Below are 20,209 nucleotides of genomic sequence, written 5' to 3' on the forward strand. Positions count from 1 at the left end.
ACGGCCTGGCCGACGACCGGCTCGCCGACGTGCTCGTCGCGCAGGGGCGCCCGCTCGAGGCCGCGGCCCTGCTGCCCAACGCGATGTCCGCGCCCGCCCGGCTCCGGCGCGCCCGGGTCTGGGCGGCGGCCGCGCGCTGGGACGAGGCCGAGCGGGAGAGCGGGGCCGCCCGCGCCGCGGCCGGCGGGCCGGACCTCGACCTCGCCCTCGACCTCCTCGACGCGGAGATCGCCGCCGGGCGCGAGGAGTTCGACCGGGCCGAGGACCGGGCCCGCGCGGTGCTCACCGCGGCGCAGGGCGACGCCCGGTGCGCCGCGCTCGCACTGCTCGGCCGGCTGGTCCGGCGGCGTCACCTCGGTGGAGCGCGCGTCCTGTTCGAGCAGCTCCTCGACACCGCCGAGGAGCACGACCTGCCGCTGCGGCGGCTGGACGCGCTCCACGAGCTCTCGACCGTGGACCTGCTCTGGAGCCTGGACCCCGGCGCGGCCGAGCGGGCGGGCGGGGAGGCGCGACGCCACGGCGCCGTCGCCCTCGTCGCCTTCTCCGCGTTCCACCGCGCCGTCATCGCCTGCTGGCGCGACGAGGACGAGGCGGCCGACGCGCTGCTGGGGGAGTGCGAGGCCCTCTGCCGGTCGCTGCAGCTGCCCGTGCTGGGGATGGTCCTCGCCCTGCGCGGCCTGCTCGCGGCCCGCCGGGGCGGGGACCACGAGACGCCGTGCCGCGCGGCGCTGGCCGCGGCGGACGGGGACGCCCACGTGCGGGCCGCGGTGAGCCACGCCCGCGCCACCCGCCTCCTCCTCGCCGAGGACCGTCCCGGTGCGCTCGCGGTGCTCGATCCCAGCGTCGCGATCTACCGGCGCGGCCTCGACACGACCTCCGGGCCACCGCTGGCGCTCTGGGTCCTCCTCGCCGTCCTCGAGCGCGGCGACGACGCCCTCGACGAGGTGGCGGACCTGCCCGGCCTGCACCTCGCCCGGTGGACCGTCGGCCACCTCGGCTACGCCGAGGCCGTGTCCGCGGGCCGCCGCGGGTGCGCCGAGGAGGCCGCCGCCCGGTACGCGGCGGCCGACGCGACGATGACCCTCCCCGTCCCCATGCCCTCCTTCCGGCACCTCGCGCGCCGCCACGTCGCCGAGGCCGCCGCCGCCGAGGGCTGGGGCGATCCCGCCCGCTGGCTGCGCGAGGACGAGGCGTACTTCCGCGCGCAGGGGCACGACCGTGTGGCGGGGGCCTGCCGCGGCCTGCTGCGCCGCCTCGGCGAGCCGGTCCCGCGGCGCACCCCCGGGCCCGCCGTGCCCGCGGCGCTGGCCGGACGGTCCGTCACCGGCCGCGAGATGGAGGTCCTGACCCTGCTCGTCGAGGGACTGCCGAACCCCGAGATCGCACGTCGCCTGGTCGTGTCCGTCCGCACGGTGGAGAAGCACGTCGAGCACCTGCTCGCGAAGCTCGACGCGCCGTCGCGCACCCATCTCGTCGCGCGGGGCGCCCGGGGATGGTGAGCGCCCTCAGACCACGTTCGGGAACCGGTAGGGCTGTGTGCCGCCGGCGTCGACGACCTGGGTGGTGCCGGTGACGTAGCGCGCCTCGTCCGAGGCCAGCCAGAGGATCGCGTTGGAGATGTCGACCGGGTCCAGCCAGGGGATCGGGATGGCGTTGACGTTCTTGTAGGCCTCGGTGGCCTGCTCCTTCGTCGCGCCCTCGACGCCCGTGAACAGGTCGTAGATCGCCTGGTTCTGGACCATGTCGGTGTTCACCACCGTCGGGTGCACGGAGTTCACGCGGATGCCGTGCTGGGCGAGCTCCACCGCCAGCACGCGCATCAGCCCCGTGACGCCGTGCTTGGCCGACGTGTAGTGCGCGAGGTTGCCGTACGCGACGATGCCGGCGGTCGAGCTGGTGAGCACGATCGAGCCGCCGTTGCCGGCCTCGAGCATCGCCGGGATGGCGGCCTTGCAGGTCTTCCAGACCCCGGTCAGGTTGACGTCGATCATCTCCTGCCAGGTCTCCTCGGTGAGCTCCCAGGCGGGCGCGAACGAGGCGATGCCGGCGTTGGCCGAGACGATGTCCAGGCGCCCGAACTCGCTGATGCCGTCGGCGACCGCGGACTGGAGCGCCCCGAGGTCGCGGACGTCGGCGACGCGGGCGAGCACGCGGCGGTCGAGCTCCTCGACCTGGCGGACCGTCTCGTCGAGGTCCTCGCGGCGGGCCTGCGGGTAGGGCGTGGTCTTCGCGTCCTCGCAGGAGTCGACCGCGATGATCTCCGCGCCCTCCTGGGCCAGGCGCAGCGCGTGGCTGCGCCCCTGGCCCCGTGCCGCCCCGGTGATCAGCGCGACCTTGCCCTCGACCCGGCCCATGACGCCCTCCGTCTCCGCCGGGCGCCGTCGCCCGGCCCGTCCTCCACCGTGATCGCGGTCAGCACAGCGGGTCAATCGAGCGTTCGGACGTACCTGCCGAACGTTTGTCTGGTGGCGGGTGGGGCTGGTACTGATGGCCGGGTGACACGAGCCGACCCCGCCGCCCGGCGCGACGCGATCCGGGACGCGCTGGTCGGCCGCCGCCGCGAGCTGGACCTGGTGCTGGCCGCCGTCACGGCCGGGCGGGACATCCTGCTGGAGGGGCCGCCCGGCACCGGCAAGTCGACGATGCTGCGTGCGATCACCGCGAACTGGGGGATCCCGTTCGTGCTGGTCGAGGGCAACGCCGAGCTCACCCCGGCCCGCCTGGTCGGCCACCACAACCCGGCGCGGGTCCTGCGCGAGGACTACTCGGAGGACAACTTCGTCGCCGGCCCGCTCGTCGAGGCCATGCGCTCGGGCGGGTTCCTCTACATCGAGGAGCTCAACCGGGCCCCCGAGGACACCCTCAACGTCCTGCTCGCGTCCATGGCCGAGCGGGAGGTCGCGGTGCCGCGCGTCGGCACGATCGCCGCGGAGCCGACGTTCCGGGTGCTGGCGTCGATGAACCCGTTCGACAACGTCGGCACGGCGCGCATCTCCGACTCGGTCTACGACCGCTGGTGCCGGCTGGCGGTCGGCTACCAGGACGCCGACGACGAGACCGCCATCGTCGCCGTCCGCACCGGGGCCACCGACCAGCGGCTGATCGCGGACGCGGTGGCGATCACCCGCGCCACCCGTCACCACCCGGAGCTGCGCCGCGGGTCGAGCGTGCGCGGCGCGATCGACACGGTGGCGATCGCGGTCGAGCTGGCGGCGCTGGGCAGCCACACCGAGCGCGAGCGCCTGGTGCTCGACGCGGCCCTGCTGGCGCTGACCGCGCGGGTCGGCGTCGACGAGGCCTCCGACGCGACGCCGGAAGAGGTGATCACCCAGATCTGGGAGGACCATTTTTTCTCCTCCCCCGGCGGGCGGCGCCGGGTCCGCACCGCCTGAGCGTCGACAACGCGGTCGCGGTCAGCACCCCCGACGGCCGCGACCGGCGGGGTCTCGCCCCGCTGCGCCGCCGGCCCAAGCAGCTGACCGAGGCGCCGGCGCTGTTCGCCGACGGCGCCGACCCCCTCGTGGTCGACCTCGGCGACACCCGCGCCGGATCGGGGGACGACACCGAGCCGGCGGGCGGGCAGGGCGTGCTGGTCACCCGCCAGAGCGCCCGCCTGGCCGGCCTCGACGAGCTGCTGGAGGACCGCGCGCCGGACCCCGAGGTCGTGGCCATGGCCCAGCGGATCGCGCGCCGGCTGGCCCTGCGCCGGCGGCCCCGCGACGCCCGGGCCGAGCGCGGCGCGGGCCGGCTGCTCTCGGTGCCCTACCGCTACCGCAGCGACGACATCGACCTGGACCGCACCATCGAGGTGCTCGCCGAGCGCCCGGTGCCCGAGGACACCGACATCGTCGTCCGCGAGCGGATGCGCGCCCCGCGGGCGGTGGTGCTGGTGGTGGACGTGTCCGGGTCGATGCGCGGGGAGAAGGTGCGGATCGCGGCGGCGACCGTCGCCGCCCTGTCGGCCGACCTCGTGCACGACACGCTCGGCCTCGTCGCGTTCTGGTCCGACGCGGCAGTCCTCGCGACCACGGCGAAGCCGGTGCCGCCCGCGCGGCTGCTCGACCAGCTGGTGCGCATCCCGGCCCGCGGCCTGACCAACGTCGGGTTCGGGCTCTCGGTGGCGCGGTCCGAGCTCGCCCGCGCGACCGCGCGCCGCCGCACCGCCGTGCTGCTCACCGACGCCGTGCACAACGCCGGCCCGGATCCCCGCGAGATCGCCCGCCGGTTCGACGAGCTGCACGTGCTCTGCGAGACCGACGGCGAGCACGACGCGCCGCTGGCCCGCGACATGGCCCGTCTCGGGCACGGCCGCTTCGCCGCCGTCGCGACCCACCGCGACGTGGCGCCGGCGCTCAACCGGCTGCTCGCGGGCTGAGCCGGGTCTCAGCCGTAGGGGTAGCCGCGGGCGCCGTAGTCGAAGCCGCCCAGCTCCAGGCGGTCGTAGCCGGCGGCCTGGGGCGAGGCGTAGTAGGCGCGGATCTCGGTGATCAGCCCGTCGTCGTCGAACTCGTACCACTCCGCGCCGCGCAGGATCACCCCGAGCGAGCCCTTGTGGTGGGTCCACTCGCAGACGGCCTGGCGGCGGGACTCGTCGACGACGATCGCGTCGACGGTCCACGACGAGCCGCGCTCGCGCACCGCCGTGGCCCAGCGCTGCGCGATCACCCGCGCGCCCTTCCACGGGCCGTCGTACATGTCCGGCGGGAAGTAGTGCCGCGCGTCGGGCGCGAGGTGCGCGGCGACCGCGTCGGCGTCGCCGGCCGTGCAGGCGTCCATGTAGCCCCGGACGGTGGCCTCCAGGGCTGCGGCCGTGGTCCCCGCTGCTGCCGTCACGATCACGAGGATGTGCGCCGGGAGGGTGCCGGGGCAAGCGGCGGTGCGGAGGGCGGAACGGTGGGCGAGGATGCCCGCCGTGGCGGCGAGCGGGCGGGTGCGGCAGGACGAGGTCTACCGGGGCGGGATCGCGGGGCGCCGCCCCCCGGTGCCGACGGCGTTCCCGGCGCTGGAGCGCCGCGCGCGGCGGGTCATGTCGCGCCGGGCCTGGGCCTACGTCGCCGGCGGCGCCGGGAGCGAGGAGACCGTCCGCGCCAACCGCGCCGCCTTCGAGGCGCACCGGATCGTCCCCCGGATGCTGCGCGGGGTGGGGGAGCGCGACACCTCGGTCGAGCTCTTCGGCCGCCGCCTCGACCACCCGCTGCTGCTCGCGCCCATCGGCGCGCTCGACCTCGTGCACCGGCGCGCCGACCTCGCCGTCGCCGAGGGCGCCGCGCACGCCGGCGTGCCGATGATCGTGTCGAACCAGGCCGGGTTCCCCATGGAGGAGATCGCGCCGCGGGCGACGGCGGGCTGGTGGTCCCAGCTCTACTGGTCGACCTCCGACGACCTCGTCGACAGCTTCCTGCAGCGCGCGGAGGCCGCCGGGGCCGGGGCGGTGGTGGTCACCCTCGACACCACCGTGCTCGGCTGGCGCCCGCGCGACCTCGACCTCGGGCACCTGCCCTTCGCCCGCGGCCTCGGGATCGCCCAGTACACGTCCGACCCGGTGTTCGCCCGGCTCGCGCGGGAGACCGCCGAGGGGCCGGCCCGTCCGACGCCGCGGCCGACGCCCGCCGCCGTCCGGACGCTGCTCGAGATCAGCCGCCACCACCCCGGCCGGTTCGCCGACAACCTGCGCTCGCCGCTGCCCCGGGCCGCGGTGGAGACGTTCCTGCGCGTCTACTCGCGCCCGACGCTGTCGTGGGACGACATCGCCACGCTGCGCTCGCGCACGCGGCTGCCGGTGGTGCTCAAGGGCGTGCTGCACCCCGACGACGCCCGCCGCGCCCTCGACGTCGGGGTCGACGGCCTGCTGGTGAGCAACCACGGGGGCCGCCAGGTCGACGGCGGCGTCGCCTCGCTGGACGCACTGCCCGGGGTGGTCGCGGCCGTCGACGGGCGGGCGCCGGTCCTGCTCGACTCCGGCGTGCGCAGCGGCTCCGACGTGGCCCGCGCGCTGGCGCTCGGCGCGACAGCGGTGTGCCTGGGCCGGCCGTTCGCCTACGGCCTCGCGATCGCCGGTGCCGCCGGGGTGGCGCAGGTGGTGCGTGACGTGCTCGCCGAGCTCGACCTCACCCTGGCGCTCGTGGGGGCCCGGACCGTCGCGGATCTCGAGCTCGCGCCGTTCGGCACGGCGGAACCGGCGGCGCGGGCGCGTGCCTGATCACGACAGGGTGGTGCGCGTGCACCGCGTGCTGCTGATCCGTCACGGCGAGACCCACGGGTACTACGACGACGTCGGGCTCACCGAGCACGGCGAGGAGCAGTGCCGCGCGAAGGCCGAGGCGCTGGCCGCCGAGCTGCCGCGCGGGTGCCGGGTCGCCATGCCCCACGCCCCGACGGCGCGGGCCACGGCCACCGCGCGGATGCTGCGCGACGTCCTCGCCGCCCGCCGCGACGACCTGCGCCTCGGCGACCCGGTGCCGGACGTGCGCTTCGACAGCCTGCAGTTCCTCCACGACGGCGCGGCGCGGGAGTCGTCGGGCGTGGCGAAGCACCGCCTCCGCCTGGAGGGGGACGGGCCGGCCCCCGACTGGGCCCGGGCCTACGACCGCTTCGACACCGACTACGGCGCGGGCTCGCGCCTCGGCGGCCCGATCGACCGCTGGATGGACCTCGTCAGCCTGCACTTCGAGCCGCCGCAGGTCATCGCCTACCGGGCGTGGGCGGGCATCCGGGCCCTGGACGACGGCAGCACCGACGACACCGAGGTCGCCCTCCCGGACGGTCGAGCTCCGCTCCGCTGCGTCTCCCTCGTGTCCTCGCACTCGGCCCTGCTGCGCGGCTTCGCGGCCGCCGCGCTGGGCCACGACCCCGGCGAGCCCCGCAACCTCGAGCACGTCGAGGTGACCCACGACGGCAAGCGGGCGACGGTGACGTTCCGCGGCGAGAGCGCCGACGTCGAGGTCCCCACCGAGCTGCCGCCCTGGCTCGACCCGTCCTACCTCGACGCGGGGGAGCGCGCGGCGCACCGCTGGTAGGCGATCTGCGTGTTTCGGTCCCCGGCGACGGGCCGATTCCCCTGGGTCACGCTGTCCAGACCCCGGGGAGCCCGTCCATGTCCCTCCGCGACACCCTCGCCAGCGCCCGCGCCCGCCTGACCGGCGAGAGCGGCCCCGTCGGCCCGTCGCCCGCGTCGGCCGGCGACGAGTCCGACGCGGGCCACGACCCGCGGACCGCCGCGTCGCGCGTCACCGGCGGGGCCCACACCGAGCACGAGGGCGACCAGGGGTCGGTCACGGGCACCGGCGACACCGACGTCTTCGTCGGCCGCGCGGCGGGTCTGGACGAGGGGTACGCGGGCGAGACCGGCGCGGAGGCCCGGCGCGACGCCCAGCGCGAGGCCCAGCGGGGCGAGCGGTGAGCGCGGGTGCCGCCGGCTCCGGCGAGCGGGTCGTCTGGATCCACCGCGTCGGCGCCGTGGTGGTGGCGCTCGTCATCGCGGCCTTCGGTGTGCTCGGCTTCGTCGGCGGGCTGGCCTTCTTCGACACCCAGGGCGCCCCGGTGCTCGGCCTCTCCACCAACGGCGCCCTGTCCACCGTCTCGATCGTCACCGCCGTCGTCCTCGTCGCGGCCGCGATCCGCGGCGGGCGGCTCGCCTCGACGGTGATGATCGTCGTCGGGACGCTGTTCCTCGTCTCGGCGTTCGTCAACCTGTGGCTGATCGGCACCAGCGCCAACGTGCTCGCGTTCCGGCTCCCCAACGTCTTCTTCTCGATCGCGGCCGGCCTCGTGCTGCTGTTCACGGGCGCCTACGGGCGGCTGTCGGCGAAGCTGCCGAGCGACAACCCGTACAAGCAGGAGCGCCGCCCGGACGACCCCCAGGACCACGGCGACGCCGCCGAGGCGCCACAGGACTCCCACCGCCAGCCGCGGCCCTCGTCGCGTGCCGAGGCGGACGCCGACGCCGCGATGGCGCAGGCCGAGCGGGCGCTGGCCCAGGGCGCGGCCTCCGACGAGCAGCGCCGGCGGCTCGCGGCGATCGACCACCTGCGCACCCACGAGGAGCGTCGAGCGGGCTGGATGCGCGGCACGACCTCGGCCTGAGACCTCTCCGGTCGGACGGGCGGCGCCCGCGGCCCTGGTCGGGTGGTGCGTCCGGCTGATACACGTGGACGCATGAGTGCGAGCACGGTCGACACGGCCCCCACCGCCACCCCCGGCGTGCGCATCGAGGTCGACGGCCCGACCGCCGTGCTGACGCTCGACAACCCGAAGCGTCGCAACGCGCTCTCGGTCGCGACCATGACCGAGCTGACCGCCGCGCTGCGCGACGTCTCGGCCCGCGAGGGCGTGCGGGCGATCGTGCTGCGGGCGGAGGGGCCGGCGTTCTCGGCCGGGCACGACCTCTCGGAGATGGTCGACCGCACCCTCGACGAGGAGCGCGAGGTCTTCGCGGTCTGCACCGAGCTCATGACCGCGCTGCACGCCGTGCCGCAGCCGGTGATCGCGGCCGTCCAGGGCGTGGCCGTGGCGGCCGGCTGCCAGCTCGTCGCCGCGTGCGACCTCGCGGTGGCGGCCGACGTCGCCGTCTTCGGCACGCCGGGCGTCAAGATCGGGCTGTTCTGCTCGACGCCGATGGTCGCGGTGACCCGGGCCATCGGGCGCAAGCGGGCGATGCAGCTGCTGCTCACCGGCGAGACGATCGACGCCGCCACGGCGGCCGACTGGGGGCTGGTCAACCAGGTCGTCGCGCCCGGCGAGCTCGACGGGGCCGTGCGGGCGCTCGCGGCGAAGGTCGCCGACGCCAGCGCGGTCACGCTGCGCATCGGCAAGGAGGCGTTCTACCGGCAGGTCGACCTGCCCGAGGACGCGGCGTACGAGCAGATGCGCGAGACGATGGCCACCAACGCGATGACCTGCGACGCGCAGGAGGGCATGTCCGCCTTCCTCGCCAAGCGGGCACCGCAGTGGACGCACCAGGACTAGCACCACCCACCTCGAGGGCAAAGGAGCCCGACCCATGGCCTTCCCCGGCCTGCAGCACGTCGCGATCACGGTCTCGGACCTGCAGCGCAGCACCGAGTGGTACAGCCGCCTCTTCGGCGCCGACCCGGTGCTCGACGAGGACGAGGAGGGCGGCGAGTTCCACCACACCGTCTTCGCCCTCGACGGCGGGCAGCTCTTCGGCCTGCACACCCACCAGGGCCGTGAGTCCGGCGACCGGTTCGCCGAGACCCGCACGGGCCTCGACCACGTGGGCTTCGCCCTCTCCGGCACCGCCGAGCTCGAGCAGTGGCGCGACCGGCTCGACGAGCTGGGCATCCAGCACGGCGGCATCAAGAAGGCGCACTACGGGTCGGGCGTGTCCTTCCGCGACCCCGACAACATCGCCCTCGAGTTCTTCATCGCCCCCGGCACCTAGGCTGTCCGGACGATCCGGCTCGCCCGGTCACCGCGAACCACGACGAACGAACGGCGCTCTCGCTGCTTCCGTAGCAGCGAGAGCGCCGTTCGGTCGTCCGGGGCGGGGTGGGTCAGGCGGCGGCGAGCTCCTCGCGGCGGACGCGGGCCGAGGCCCGTTGCACCAGCCGGACGCCGACGACGATCATCGGCGCGGTCGAGACGAACATCCCGACCAGGATCGCGAACGGCACCGGCACGACGAAGCTCGCGAACCCGATCACCGGCGCCAGCAGCAGCCACCAGCTGACGACGCCGGCGCGGGCGAGGGCGGCCACGACCAGCGGGATGCCGACGAAGCCGACGAGGCGCCCGCTGACCAGCCACGTCGCGACCCAGGGGTCCGCCACCGTCGTGTCGAAGATCGTCGTGGCCTGGTCCAGCGGGACGGTGTTCGCCGCGGCGCTGATGAAGAAGTCGTAGAGCAGCAGGCCGGAGAGCTGGATCGCCGACAGCGAGCTCACCACCGCCGCGAGGGGCACGACGACCCGGCCCCGCGGCCCGCGCACCAGGCCGATGATCCCGAGCACGCCGAGCGCGAACGCCACCCACGAGTAGTGCAGGAGCCCGGCGGACAGGGCGGTGAGCGTCGGGTCGGCGCCGAGGCTCGCGACGTAGTCCCGCGACGCGTCGGAGGCCTGTGGCGGTGACGTCGCGATCCCGGCCGTGAACAGGACCGGGAAGGCGACCAGGGCGAGGCCGGCGGCCATCCGCAGCGGCGAGGCGCCCGGAGCGGCGTGCGCGGCGGCGGTGGGGATGACGGTGGTCGGGGCAGTGGGGGCGGAGGTGGTGCTCATGGTGGCTCCTCGTGTCCTGGTTGCGCTGTTCGAGCGATGACCAGAACGCTATGGAGCCGCCTACGATCACACATCGTGTTCAGGGCTCGATCACCTCGTCCCGTGGGCCACCCGGGGTCGTCCCGCAGGAGGACCCGCGGGACGTCCGCGGCGCCTAGCCTCCGCGCGATGGGCCCCGTGCCGACCCGCGTCCTCGCCGGTCTCGTCGCCGCGGCGCTCGTGCTGGCCGCGAGCCTCGTCGAGGCGCTGACCTACCGTGGCGCGCCGCCCCAGGCGTTCGTGGTGCCGGTGGTGCTGCTGGTGGTGGGCGCCGCGCTCGCGCCGCTGCTGCCCGCGGTCGGGCTGGTCGCGGCCGTGCTGGCCTACCCCGTGCAGCTGGCGCTCGACCCGGACACCCCCGGCGTCGGCGGGACGACCCTGATCGTGATGATGGCGTTCGTCGGCCTGGCCGCCCGGCGGCTGCGGCCGCGGTGGAGCGCTCCCGGCGCCGGGCTGACCGCGCTGAGCGGGTCGGGCGCACTCGTCGCGACCGGCGAGCAGGTCTTCGAGTTCCTCTTCTTCGCCGTGACGATGGGCGGCGCCTGGCTCGTCGGCTGGCTCCTGCGCCGGGAGGCGCGCCGCAGCGCGGAGCTGCGCGACCTGGCGGCCGCCCTGGCCGCCGAGCGGGAACGCTCCGGGCGCCTGGCCGTCGTCGAGGAGCGTGCGCGGATCTCCCGCGAGCTCCACGACGCCGTCGCCCACACCGTCAGCGTCATGACCCTGCAGGTCGGGGTCCTGCGGCGGCGCCTGCAGGACACCCCCGAGGGGGACGCGCTGCGCGCCGTCGAGGAGCTCGGCCGGCGCTCGGTCGACGAGCTGCGCCGGGTCGTCGGCGCCCTGCGCGACGACCCCGATGCGCGAGACCCTGCGCCGTCGCTCTCCCGGCTCGAGGGGCTGGTCGAGGAGCTCGGCCGCGTCGGCCTCACCGTCACCGTCCGCCAGGAGGGCACCCCGGCCACGCTCGCCCCGGCCATGGACACCTCGGCGTACCGCATCGTCGCCGAGGCCCTGACGAACGTCCTGCGCCACGCCGGCACCACCGAGGCCGAGGTCGTGCTCGCCCACGGCCGGGACGCGCTGGTGATCACCGTCCTCGACCGGGGTCGGGGGCCGGCCGGGGCCACCGATCCCGAGGGCGGGCACGGCCTGCTCCACATGCGCGAGCGCGCGGCCCTCTTCGGCGGCACCCTCGACGCCGGTCCGCGCGACGGCGGCGGCTACCGCGTCGAGGCGGCGCTGCCGCTGGCGCCCGCACCGGTCGTGGTCGCGTGAGCGACCCGATCACCCCGATCCGGGTCGTGCTCGCCGACGACGAGACGCTCGTGCGCGCCGGGCTGCGGATGCTGCTCGAGGGCGAGCCGGACGTGGTCGTCGCCGGGGAGGCGGCCGACGGCCGGGCCGCGGTGCGCACGGCGCTCGAGGCCCGCGCCGACGTCGTCCTCATGGACGTGCGCATGCCCGGCCTCGACGGGATCGGCGCGGCGGAGGCCCTCGCCGCGGCCGGCTCGCCCGCCCGCGTGCTCGTGCTGACCACCTTCGACGAGGACGAGACGCTCGAGGCCGCGCTGCGCGCCGGGGTGGCCGGCTTCCTGCTGAAGACCGCGCCGCCCGAGGACATGCTGGACGCGCTGCGCCGGGTCGCCGCGGGCCAGGGCGCGCTCGACCCCGCGGTGGTGCCCCGCGTCGTCGCCGCCGTCGCGCGCAGCCGCCCCCGCCCCGCGGCACCGCCGGCGCTGCGCACGTTGACCGCCCGGGAGGCCGAGGTGCTCGCGGAGGTCGCCCGCGGGCTGTCCAACGCCGAGGTCGCGGCCCGGCTGCACCTCGGCGAGACCACCGTGAAGACCCACCTCGGCCGGGTGCTCGACAAGCTCGGCCTGCCCGACCGCCCGCGGCTCATCGCGTGGGCGTGGGAGCACGGGGTCGTCGGCGCCCAGCCCTGATGGTCCTAGAAAGCAACTCGGAAGGTCGGTAGACGTATCCGGTGGTAAGGTGCCGCTATGGCTGCACGACGGGACTACTTCGACGGCTGCGGCGCCGCGCACGCGCTCGACCTCGTCGGGGAGCGGTGGGCGCTGCTGGTGGTGCGCGAGCTGATGCTCGGACCCAAGCGGTTCACCGACCTGCGGGTAGGGCTCCCGCACGCGAGCCCGAACGTGCTCTCCCAGCGGCTGCGCGAGCTCGAGGACGCCGGCGTGCTGCGCCGTCGCCGGCTGCCCCCGCCCGCGGCGTCGGCGGTCTACGAGCTCACCGAGTGGGGCCTCGAGCTCGAGCCGGTGCTCCAGTCGCTCGGGCGCTGGGCCGCGCGCTCGCTGCCCGAGGCGGACAGCATCAAGGTCGACTCGTTCGTCCTGTCGCTGCGCACGATGTTCCACCCGGAGCTCGCCGCCGGCACCGACGTGACCCTCCAGCTCGTCCTCGACGACCAGCCGTTCCTCGCTCGCATCGCCGGCGGCGAGCTCGACATCCGGCGCGGCGAGGTGTCCGGCGCGGCCGCCACCGTCCGCTGCTCGCCGACGGTCCTGGCCGGCGTGGTCTACCGGGGCCTCCCGGTGGCCGACGCGCAGGCGGACGGCCTGCTCGAGCTCACCGGCGACCCCGCGGCGCTCGACGTGTTCGTCGGGACGTTCCGGCTGCCGGAGCCACTGTGGGCCTGAGCCCCTAGAGGCCCTCGGGGCGCCGCGGCCACTCCGGCACGAGGTCGGTGTGGTCGCGGGTCCGGCGCAGGGGGAACGCCGGCGGGCGCTTCTCCAGGAACGCGGTGACGCCCTCGGCGGCGTCGGCGTCGCGGCCGAGCTCCACCACGGCGCGCGAGTCGAGCGCGTGCGCCTCCCACGGCGACGGCGCCGACAGCATCGACCACAGCATGTGGCGGGTGACGGCCACCGACACCGGCGAGGTGTTCTCGGCGACCTCCCGCGCCAGCCCGTAGGCGGTGTCGAGCAGGTCCTCGTCGGGCACGACGTGCGTGACGAGCCCGCCCTCGAGCGCCTCGCGGGCCCCGAACACCCGCCCGGTCATCGCCCACTCCATGGCCCGCGAGATGCCCACCACGCGCGGCAGGAACCAGCTGGACGCCGCCTCGGGCACGATCCCGCGCCGCGCGAAGACGAAGCCGAAGCGCGCCGACGCGCCGGCCACCCGGACGTCCATGGGTAGCGTCATCGTCGCCCCGACGCCGACGGCCGGGCCGTTGACCGCCGCGATCACGGGCACCTGCAGCGCGGCGAACCGCAGCGCCACGACGCCGCCGCGGTCGCGGCCGACCCCGTCGACCTCGCCGTAGCGGGCGGCCTTCTCCCGGCCGCGGTCGTCGAACGTGCCCCCGCCCCCGCCGAGGTCGGCGCCGGCACAGAACGCGCGCCCGCGCCCGGTGACCACCAGGGCGCGGACGGCGTCGTCGGCGTCGACCGCGTCGCAGGCCGCGACGAGCTCGTCGCACATCCGCCCGGTGAAGGCGTTCATCCGCGACGGCCGGTCCAGCACGACGGTGGCGACGCCGTCGGCCACGGAGTAGTCGATCTCCTCGAAGTCCGGCACCCCCGCACCCTCGCGTCCGCGACCGGGACGGTCAAGCCTGACTGCCGCGGGTGCCGGGCACGGCGGTTGGGTCACGGGGTGGTGTCGTCGGGCGTGCGGGGCCATCCGAACGGGTAGAACAGACGGATTCCGGTCGACGGTGAGGTCGTCCGCCCCATCCGGCGTCCCGGCGCCGTAGGAGGACCCGTGACCGCAGCGATCCCGACCCCCGACACCACCGACACCACCGCCACGACCGCCACCGCCGACCCGGCCGAGATCGTCGTGACCGTGCCGGACGGGTCGCGTGCCGCCGCGACCCTGAGCTGTCGGCTGCACGGCGTCATCAACGGCGCCGGCGTGGGTGCCGCGCTGACGGTCGTCGTCGAGGCGGGGGAGCGGGCGGACGACGCGGACGTCGCGCGGGTGCTCACGTGCGCCCGCGAGTGCGCGGCCAGCCGCGGCCTGGGCTTCGTCGTGCGCTGACTCCCGCCCCGGGATCGTGGTTTCCTGGACGGCATGGCGTTCGTCCACGGTCACGCGCGCGAGTCGGGGTGGGTCGTCAGCCACTACCGGCGCCCGCAGCGCGCGGGGGACGAGCAGCTCGACCTCGACCTGCCCGGCCCCCGCGACGCCGACGGTCAGGTCTGCGAGACCTCGCGCTCCGTGGGCGTCGAGGACCCCGACGAGGACCCCGACGACGACCCCGAGGCGAGCCGGGCGAGCGTCCGGTCCATCCCGCGGCGCACCGCCTCGACGAGGTAGGGCCGCAGCCGCTCGGGCTCGACGATCGCGTGCACCGAGCCCATCTCCTGGGCGCGGGCGATCGAGTGGCGGGTGTCGAACTCGTCGGCGACCTCGCCGAGCTTCTCCGAGCGCACCACGGGCCGGACCTCGGCCAGCTCGGCCCGCAGCTCCGTCACGTCCTCCCCGCGCTCGAGGTGCTCGGTGATCCGGGCCTCGAGGTCGGCCACGCGCGGGTCGGCGGCGACCCGCTTCGCGACGTCGCCGGCGAACACCACCGCGGCCGCCGGGGCGCCGCCGATCACCGACGCGTAGGAGCCCTCGACGGCGGCGATCTCCATCTCGTCGTTGAGCGTCCCGGAGAACACGACGAAGGCGCCGCCGTGGTAGCGGGAGACGACGCAGAAGACGATCGGGCCGTCGAAGTTGACCACCGCCCGGCCGATCTCCGCGCCGTACTCGAGCTGGATCCCGCGCAGCGACTCCGGGGAGCCGTCGAAGCCGGACAGGTTGGCCAGGACGACCACGGGCCGGTTGCCGCTGGCGGCGTTGATGGCCCGGGCGGTCTTCTTCGACGAGCGGGGGAACAGCGTCCCGGCGGTCCACTGCGACGGGCCGTCGACCGGGGGCGGCCCGCGGCGCGGCAGCGGCTTGGACTCGATGCCGATGAGCTCGACCGGCTGCCCGCCGAGGTGCGCGTCGAACACGACCACCGACTCGGCGGCCTGCATGTCCGCCCAGCGCTCGAGCGTGGCGTGGTCGGCGTCGGCCACCCCGCGCATCAGCGAGCGGATGTCGAACGGCTTCTTGCGCTCGGCGTTGACGGCCGGGTCGAAGATCTCGCCGAGCACCGTGAACCCGTCGCCGTGGTGGGGCGCGCCGCGCACGTCGCGCTCGACCGGGTCGCGCGTCTCCGCCGGGCGGGGGAACCGCTCCCCGGGCACGACGTAGGTGTGCGCGTAGTGCTGCAGCAGCAGGTCGACCGCGCCCGAGAGGTCCGGCGCCCAGTACTGCGCCTCGCCGTTGGGGCCCATGATGCGGTCGTAGCCGCCGATGCCGTAGTTGTCCTCCGCCGAGACGCCGCCGGAGTAGTCCAGCGACTGCTTGCCGGTGAGCACCATCGCCGAGTCCGGGGTCATCACGAGGATGCCGCGGGTGTGCATGAGCATGGTGGCCTCGGCGTTCCAGTAGGGCTGGGCGCCGACGTTGATGCCGGTGACGACGACGTTGATCTCGCCGCGGTCCTGGGTGAAGGTGATGATCGCCCGCAGCACGCGGGAGATCCAGTCCATGTTCTCCGTGCCGGAGTCCATGGCGATCTTGGCGCCGGCCGACACCGCGTACCACTCGATCGGCACGCCGTGCTCGCGCGCGAGGTCGATCGCCGCGAGCACCCGGCGGCACTCCGGCTCCGCGATCGCCCCGAGCGCGCGCGTCGGGTCGCCGAGCAGCACCACGCGCGTCATGCCTTCCGGCTGGCGGCGGGTCGGGGTGGTGACCATGCCGAGCACGAAGTTCGCGGTGTTCCGCCCGTAGGGCCGGTCGACCGGCACCGGGGCCAGGGTGTCGGGGTCGATGTCGTACTCGGTGAACGTGCCCTGCTCGCCGTCCGGGTCCGGGTTGCGGGTGATCATGGGGATCAGCTCGTAGGGGTACAGCGCGCCGCGCCGGGCCGCCTTGATCACCTTCTGGGTGTAGGCGTCGAGCTCGCCCATGGGGTGGCTCGGCGGCTCGGTGACGCGCAGCGTGAGCCCCGCACCCGGCGGGCGGGACATGCGCAGCACCAGCTCCTGCGTGCCGCCGGACTGGTCCGGCGTCCGGAACCGGACCATGACCTGCTCGATGCCCAGCGACTCGGTGCGCGGGGCCAGGGTCCGCACGATGCCGTCGAGCTCGGCGAGTGGCACCTCGACCATGGGCCACACGTAGAGCAGCACGCGGTTCCAGCGCAGCGCCGCGAGGTCGGCGTCGGCCGCGCGGGCCGAGCGCAGGCTGTCCAGCGCCGCGTCGAGCACGGCCTCCACCTGCGGCAGCGCGCGGATGGCGCCGTCGTCGTCGCGCAGGACCGTGAGGTCGCGGACGTCGCCGGTGACGATGAGCCGCCGGTCCTCGGGGACGTTGCGGCCGCGCGCGTCGAACAGGTGGACGTCGGTGGCCGACGGCAGCCGGGTGAGCTCGAAGTCGCGCAGCCGCCAGAGCCCCAGCCGCTCGGCGACCATGGGGTGCAGCCCGCGCAGGGTGCGATCTTCCTCGGGCCGGTGGTCCTCGGCGGGGCGGAAGGTGAACCAGCTGGTCGCGCCGCCGCCGTGGTCGCCGTCGTGGACCTCGCCGCGGATGCCGACGGTCACGCGCCCGACGGCGTCGGGGACCGTGCCGATGGAGTCGCGGATGCGCGCCGCTCTCTCGTCCGGCCCGTCGGGGGACTCGGGGCCGCGGGGCGAGGTCACGTACAGGTCGACGATCACCGTGTCGCCGTCCGGCAGGGCGTCGATGAGCCGGTGCAGGTCGGTGGAGACCGTGGTCGGGGCCGTGGCGCCGTCGGGCTGGTCGACCGTCGCGACGGTGGCGACGAGGACGTAGGAGTGCCCGTCGTGGGTGTAGCGGGCGGTGAGCAGCGGGCGGCCGTCGTGCTCGTCGACGCGCAGCTCGCCGAGGTCGCGGATGAGCCCGTAGTAGCGCCGGGTCATCACCTCGAGCATCACCGCGTGGTGGCGCTCGGAGAACAGGCCGAGGATGGGCTCGCCGGACGCGACGATCTCGTCGATCTGCGCGCGCCGCGTGGCCGGGTCGTCGGACAGGGCGTCGAGCTCGGCGCGGACCCGTTCCTGGGTCCGCTCCCGCTCGGCCTCGATGAGCGGCGCGTCGAAGCAGCGGAACCGCACCTGGCGGGCGAGGTCGCCGATCTGCGGGTGCCGCACCTGGGTGGCGGCGACGAGGTGGTCGAGCACGGCGCGGTAGGCCTCTCCCTGCTCGGTGCCCTCCGCGGTCACCGAGTCCGGGCGCCGCAGGCGGGCCCGCAGCAGCGCCATCACGACCGGCTGGTGGGCGCTCGCACGGCGGTGGGCCAGGAACACCCGGTAGAGGGCGGGACCGAGCTGCTCGGGCGCCGCGGTGAGGTCGGTGACGCCGTAGTGCTCCAGCGCCCGGCGCAGCTTGAGCCGGAACGACTCGGGCAGCACCTCGGCGTCGGGGTCGCGCGAGCGCAGGTAGGCGTAGAGGTACTCCTGCGGGTTGCGGGAGGACTCCTCGTCCACGGCAGTGTCGTCGAGCTCGCCCGGGCCGCCCTCGAGACGGCGGTTGCGGGTCAGGGCGGAGAGGTCGGCGACGATCCGCAGGATGTCGATCTCGCCGGCCAGCACGTCGGGGTCGCCGGCCGGGAGCTCCTCGCGGGCCCGGTCGAGCGTCTCGAGCAGGGGCCGCGTCTCGCGCTCGTCGACGTCGTAGCCCAGCACCAGCGCGCGCAGGGCGGCCAGCGCGTCGCGGGCCCGGGAGCGGGCGTCGGGCGTGGGCGCGTCCGGCGGGGGAGTGGCCAGGTCGGCGAAGCTCGCCCGGTCGTCGCCCGCGGGGGCACCGGCGTCGTCGGCCTCGGGCTCGAGGCGAACGAGCCGCGTGCCGCCCTCGACCTGGGTGTTGGCGTCGACGAGCACCTCGGCGACCCGCCCGGTGACCGGCGCGCGCAGCGCCGTCTCGAGCTTCATGCTCTCGACGACGGCGACGGTGTCGCCCTCGCTGACCAGGTCGCCCTCGCTCACCGGCACCGACACGACCATCGCCGGGGCCGGGGCGCGCACGAGCCCGGCCTCGCCACCGGCGATGCGGTGCACGGCGCCGTCGACCTCGACGAGGTAGTCCGGGCCCTGCGACACCGACAGCACGCCGAACGTCCGCCCGCCCACGGTGAGGCGGCGCTCGAAGCGCCCGGAGCGCTCCACGACGACGTCGACGCCGTCCACGGAGTCCCCGTCGAGCACCACGCGGTAGTGCGACGGGCGGGTGCGGGCGACGCGCAGCCGGTAGGACTCGCCGACGACGCGGACGTCGACCTGGTGCCACACCTCGTGGCCGACCTCGGGACGCCCGCGCTCGGCGGAGAGGAACAGGCGCCCCTCCTGGCGGAACTCGTGCGCCTCGTGGGCCTCGACCGCGGCCGCGAGCAGCGCGACGTCGACCCGGCGCGGCGGGGTGTAGCCCTCGGCCATCATCGTGTCGAGCCAGGAGGTGTCGGCGGTGCCCTCGGCGACCTCGGGCCGCGCGAGCAGGTCGAGCAGGAACGCCTTGTTGGTCGTGCCGCCCTCGACCACCACGGCGGTCTGGCGGATCGCACGCCGCAGCCGGGCGCGGGCCTCGTCGCGGGTGCGGCCCCAGGCGATCACCTTGGCGATCATCGAGTCGTACTGCGGCGGGATGACGTCGCCGGTCGCGACGCCGGTGTCGACGCGGATGCCCGGGCCGGCGGGCAGCACGAGGTGGCGGATCGCGCCCGGGGCGGGCGCGAAGCCGTGCTCGGGGTCCTCGGCGGTCAGCCGCGCCTCGATGGCGTGGCCGGACGCGGGCGGGTGGATCGGGTCGACATCACCCAGCACGTCGGCCAGGGAACCGCCCATCGCCACGTGCAGCTGCAGCTTGACGACGTCGACGCCGGTGACGGCCTCGGTCACCGGGTGCTCCACCTGCAGCCGGGTGTTGACCTCCATGAACGAGAGGACCTCGTTGGCCGGGTCGTAGAGGAACTCGACGGTGCCGGCGTTGACGTAGCCCGCGGCCCGGGCGAGGTCGGCGGCGCTCTGCCGCAGCAGCCGGTCCTGCTCGGCGGTCAGCGCGGTGGACGCGGACTCCTCGATGACCTTCTGGTTGCGGCGCTGCACGCTGCAGTCGCGCACGCCCAGGGTGACCACGCCGCCGGCCGCGTCGGCCACCACCTGTACCTCGACGTGGCGCCCGCCGCGCACGGCGCCCTCGAGGAAGACGGTGCCGTCGCCGGCCGTGCGCTCGCCCTCGGCCGACGCGCGGGTGAAGGCGTCGTCGAGGTCCTCGGCGCGGGCGACGAACCGGATGCCGCGCCCGCCGCCGCCGGCGGTCGCCTTGACCATCAGCGGGAAGCCGATCTTCTCGGCCGCCTGCCGGGCGGCGTCGACGTCGGCCACCGGGCCGCCGCTCCACGGCGCCATCGGCACGCCGACGCCCTCGGCGATGCGCTTCGACTCGATCTTGTCGCCGAGCCGCTGCATCGTCTCCGAGCCGGGCCCGACGAACGTGATCCCCAGCCGCTCGCACAGCGCGGCGAACTCGGCCCGCTCGGAGACGAAGCCCCAGCCCGGCCACACGGCGTCGGCGCGCGTCGCGACGAGGGCGCGCTCGAGCTCGGCGAGGTCGAGGTAGGGCACCGGGCCCATGTCGTCGGGGTCGTCCGGGCCGATGAGCACGGCCTCGTCGGCCTCGCGGACCGCCATCGCGTGGCGGTCGACCGCGGTGTGCACGGCGATCGTGCGGATCCGCGGCAGCGCCCCGTCGTGCTCGGCGTTCCACTCGCAGACGGCGTTGATCAGTCGCATCGCGGGCTCGCCGCGGTTGACCACGGCGAGGCGCTGGAACGGACGAGGCGGCACGCTCACGGTCGGGACCCTAACCGCGACACCGGGTCACGCGGAGCCCTCACGACCCGCTCTCCGCCGTCG

The 20,209-nt window shown here is 75.6% G+C and carries 18 protein-coding genes; 13 read left to right on the top strand and 5 right to left on the bottom strand.

Annotated elements, in window-relative coordinates; genetic code table 11:
- Window positions 1–1,499: LuxR C-terminal-related transcriptional regulator (locus ABD994_RS23365; RefSeq protein ID WP_345420976.1), on the top strand; the 1,499-nt coding region annotated here is incomplete at its 5' end.
- Window positions 1,500–1,505: 6 nt separating this feature from the next.
- On the opposite strand, the gene ABD994_RS23370 is transcribed toward ABD994_RS23365, so the two are convergent.
- Complete coding sequence (locus ABD994_RS23370; RefSeq protein WP_345420981.1) at window positions 1,506–2,354, bottom strand: mycofactocin-coupled SDR family oxidoreductase; 849 nt, start codon at window positions 2,352–2,354, stop codon at window positions 1,506–1,508.
- 141 nt (window positions 2,355–2,495) lie between these two features.
- On the opposite strand from ABD994_RS23370, the gene ABD994_RS23375 reads away from it, so the two are divergent.
- Window positions 2,496–3,392: an AAA family ATPase gene (locus ABD994_RS23375; protein ID WP_345420984.1), complete on the top strand. Its 897-nt coding sequence runs from the start codon at window positions 2,496–2,498 to the stop codon at window positions 3,390–3,392.
- Between the two features lie 128 nt (window positions 3,393–3,520).
- On the top strand, window positions 3,521–4,375 hold the full coding sequence (locus tag ABD994_RS23380; RefSeq protein ID WP_345420987.1) for a vWA domain-containing protein: 855 nt from the start codon (window positions 3,521–3,523) through the stop codon (window positions 4,373–4,375).
- Between the two features lie 8 nt (window positions 4,376–4,383).
- Here the strand turns inward: ABD994_RS23380 and ABD994_RS23385 are convergent, their stop codons facing one another.
- Complete coding sequence (locus ABD994_RS23385; RefSeq protein ID WP_345420990.1) at window positions 4,384–4,833, bottom strand: nuclear transport factor 2 family protein; 450 nt, start codon at window positions 4,831–4,833, stop codon at window positions 4,384–4,386.
- A gap of 70 nt (window positions 4,834–4,903) precedes the next feature.
- On the opposite strand from ABD994_RS23385, the gene ABD994_RS23390 reads away from it, so the two are divergent.
- From ABD994_RS23390 to ABD994_RS23415, 6 genes are all read left to right on the top strand, one after another.
- Window positions 4,904–6,199: an alpha-hydroxy-acid oxidizing protein gene (locus tag ABD994_RS23390; RefSeq protein ID WP_345420993.1), complete on the top strand. Its 1,296-nt coding sequence runs from the start codon at window positions 4,904–4,906 to the stop codon at window positions 6,197–6,199.
- A 19-nt stretch (window positions 6,200–6,218) separates the two neighbouring features.
- On the top strand, window positions 6,219–7,016 hold the full coding sequence (locus ABD994_RS23395) for a histidine phosphatase family protein (protein WP_345420996.1): 798 nt from the start codon (window positions 6,219–6,221) through the stop codon (window positions 7,014–7,016).
- Between the two features lie 77 nt (window positions 7,017–7,093).
- A complete protein-coding gene (locus ABD994_RS23400) occupies window positions 7,094–7,399 on the top strand; it encodes a hypothetical protein (RefSeq protein WP_345420999.1) in 306 nt (101 codons plus the stop codon).
- On the top strand, window positions 7,396–8,082 hold the full coding sequence (locus ABD994_RS23405; RefSeq protein ID WP_345421002.1) for a DUF4383 domain-containing protein: 687 nt from the start codon (window positions 7,396–7,398) through the stop codon (window positions 8,080–8,082). The genes ABD994_RS23400 and ABD994_RS23405 overlap by 4 nt, the downstream gene beginning before the upstream one ends.
- Before the next feature lie 72 nt (window positions 8,083–8,154).
- The gene (locus ABD994_RS23410; RefSeq protein WP_345421005.1) at window positions 8,155–8,964 is read left to right on the top strand and encodes an enoyl-CoA hydratase; all 810 of its coding nucleotides are present in this window, start codon (window positions 8,155–8,157) and stop codon (window positions 8,962–8,964) included.
- Between the two features lie 34 nt (window positions 8,965–8,998).
- On the top strand, window positions 8,999–9,400 hold the full coding sequence (locus tag ABD994_RS23415) for a VOC family protein (protein WP_345421007.1): 402 nt from the start codon (window positions 8,999–9,001) through the stop codon (window positions 9,398–9,400).
- A gap of 112 nt (window positions 9,401–9,512) precedes the next feature.
- Here ABD994_RS23415 and ABD994_RS23420 read toward each other — a convergent pair whose 3' ends face one another.
- A complete protein-coding gene (locus ABD994_RS23420; protein WP_345421009.1) occupies window positions 9,513–10,235 on the bottom strand; it encodes a hypothetical protein in 723 nt (240 codons plus the stop codon).
- Between the two features lie 168 nt (window positions 10,236–10,403).
- Between ABD994_RS23420 and ABD994_RS23425 the strand changes: the two genes are divergently transcribed.
- Genes ABD994_RS23425 through ABD994_RS23435 form a run of 3 tightly spaced genes read left to right on the top strand, consistent with a single transcriptional unit; the run spans window position 10,404 to window position 12,928 of the window.
- Window positions 10,404–11,546 carry a sensor histidine kinase gene (locus ABD994_RS23425; RefSeq protein ID WP_345421012.1) on the top strand — a complete coding sequence of 381 codons (1,143 nt, stop codon included), beginning with the start codon at window positions 10,404–10,406 and terminating at the stop codon, window positions 11,544–11,546.
- Complete coding sequence (locus ABD994_RS23430) at window positions 11,543–12,214, top strand: response regulator (protein ID WP_345421015.1); 672 nt, start codon at window positions 11,543–11,545, stop codon at window positions 12,212–12,214. The genes ABD994_RS23425 and ABD994_RS23430 overlap by 4 nt, the downstream gene beginning before the upstream one ends.
- Before the next feature lie 57 nt (window positions 12,215–12,271).
- A complete protein-coding gene (locus ABD994_RS23435; RefSeq protein ID WP_345421018.1) occupies window positions 12,272–12,928 on the top strand; it encodes a winged helix-turn-helix transcriptional regulator in 657 nt (218 codons plus the stop codon).
- 4 nt (window positions 12,929–12,932) lie between these two features.
- Here the strand turns inward: ABD994_RS23435 and ABD994_RS23440 are convergent, their stop codons facing one another.
- A complete protein-coding gene (locus ABD994_RS23440; RefSeq protein WP_345421021.1) occupies window positions 12,933–13,811 on the bottom strand; it encodes an enoyl-CoA hydratase-related protein in 879 nt (292 codons plus the stop codon).
- 186 nt (window positions 13,812–13,997) lie between these two features.
- Here ABD994_RS23440 and ABD994_RS23445 point away from each other — a divergent pair, with 186 nt between their 5' ends.
- On the top strand, window positions 13,998–14,276 hold the full coding sequence (locus tag ABD994_RS23445; RefSeq protein WP_345421024.1) for a hypothetical protein: 279 nt from the start codon (window positions 13,998–14,000) through the stop codon (window positions 14,274–14,276).
- A gap of 155 nt (window positions 14,277–14,431) precedes the next feature.
- Here ABD994_RS23445 and ABD994_RS23450 read toward each other — a convergent pair whose 3' ends face one another.
- Complete coding sequence (locus ABD994_RS23450; protein ID WP_345421028.1) at window positions 14,432–20,146, bottom strand: ATP-binding protein; 5,715 nt, start codon at window positions 20,144–20,146, stop codon at window positions 14,432–14,434.
- Window positions 20,147–20,209 lie beyond the last annotated feature (63 nt).

Origin of the sequence: Actinomycetospora chlora, assembly GCF_039542135.1 — a bacterium.
Lineage (GTDB): Bacteria > Actinomycetota > Actinomycetes > Mycobacteriales > Pseudonocardiaceae > Actinomycetospora > Actinomycetospora chlora.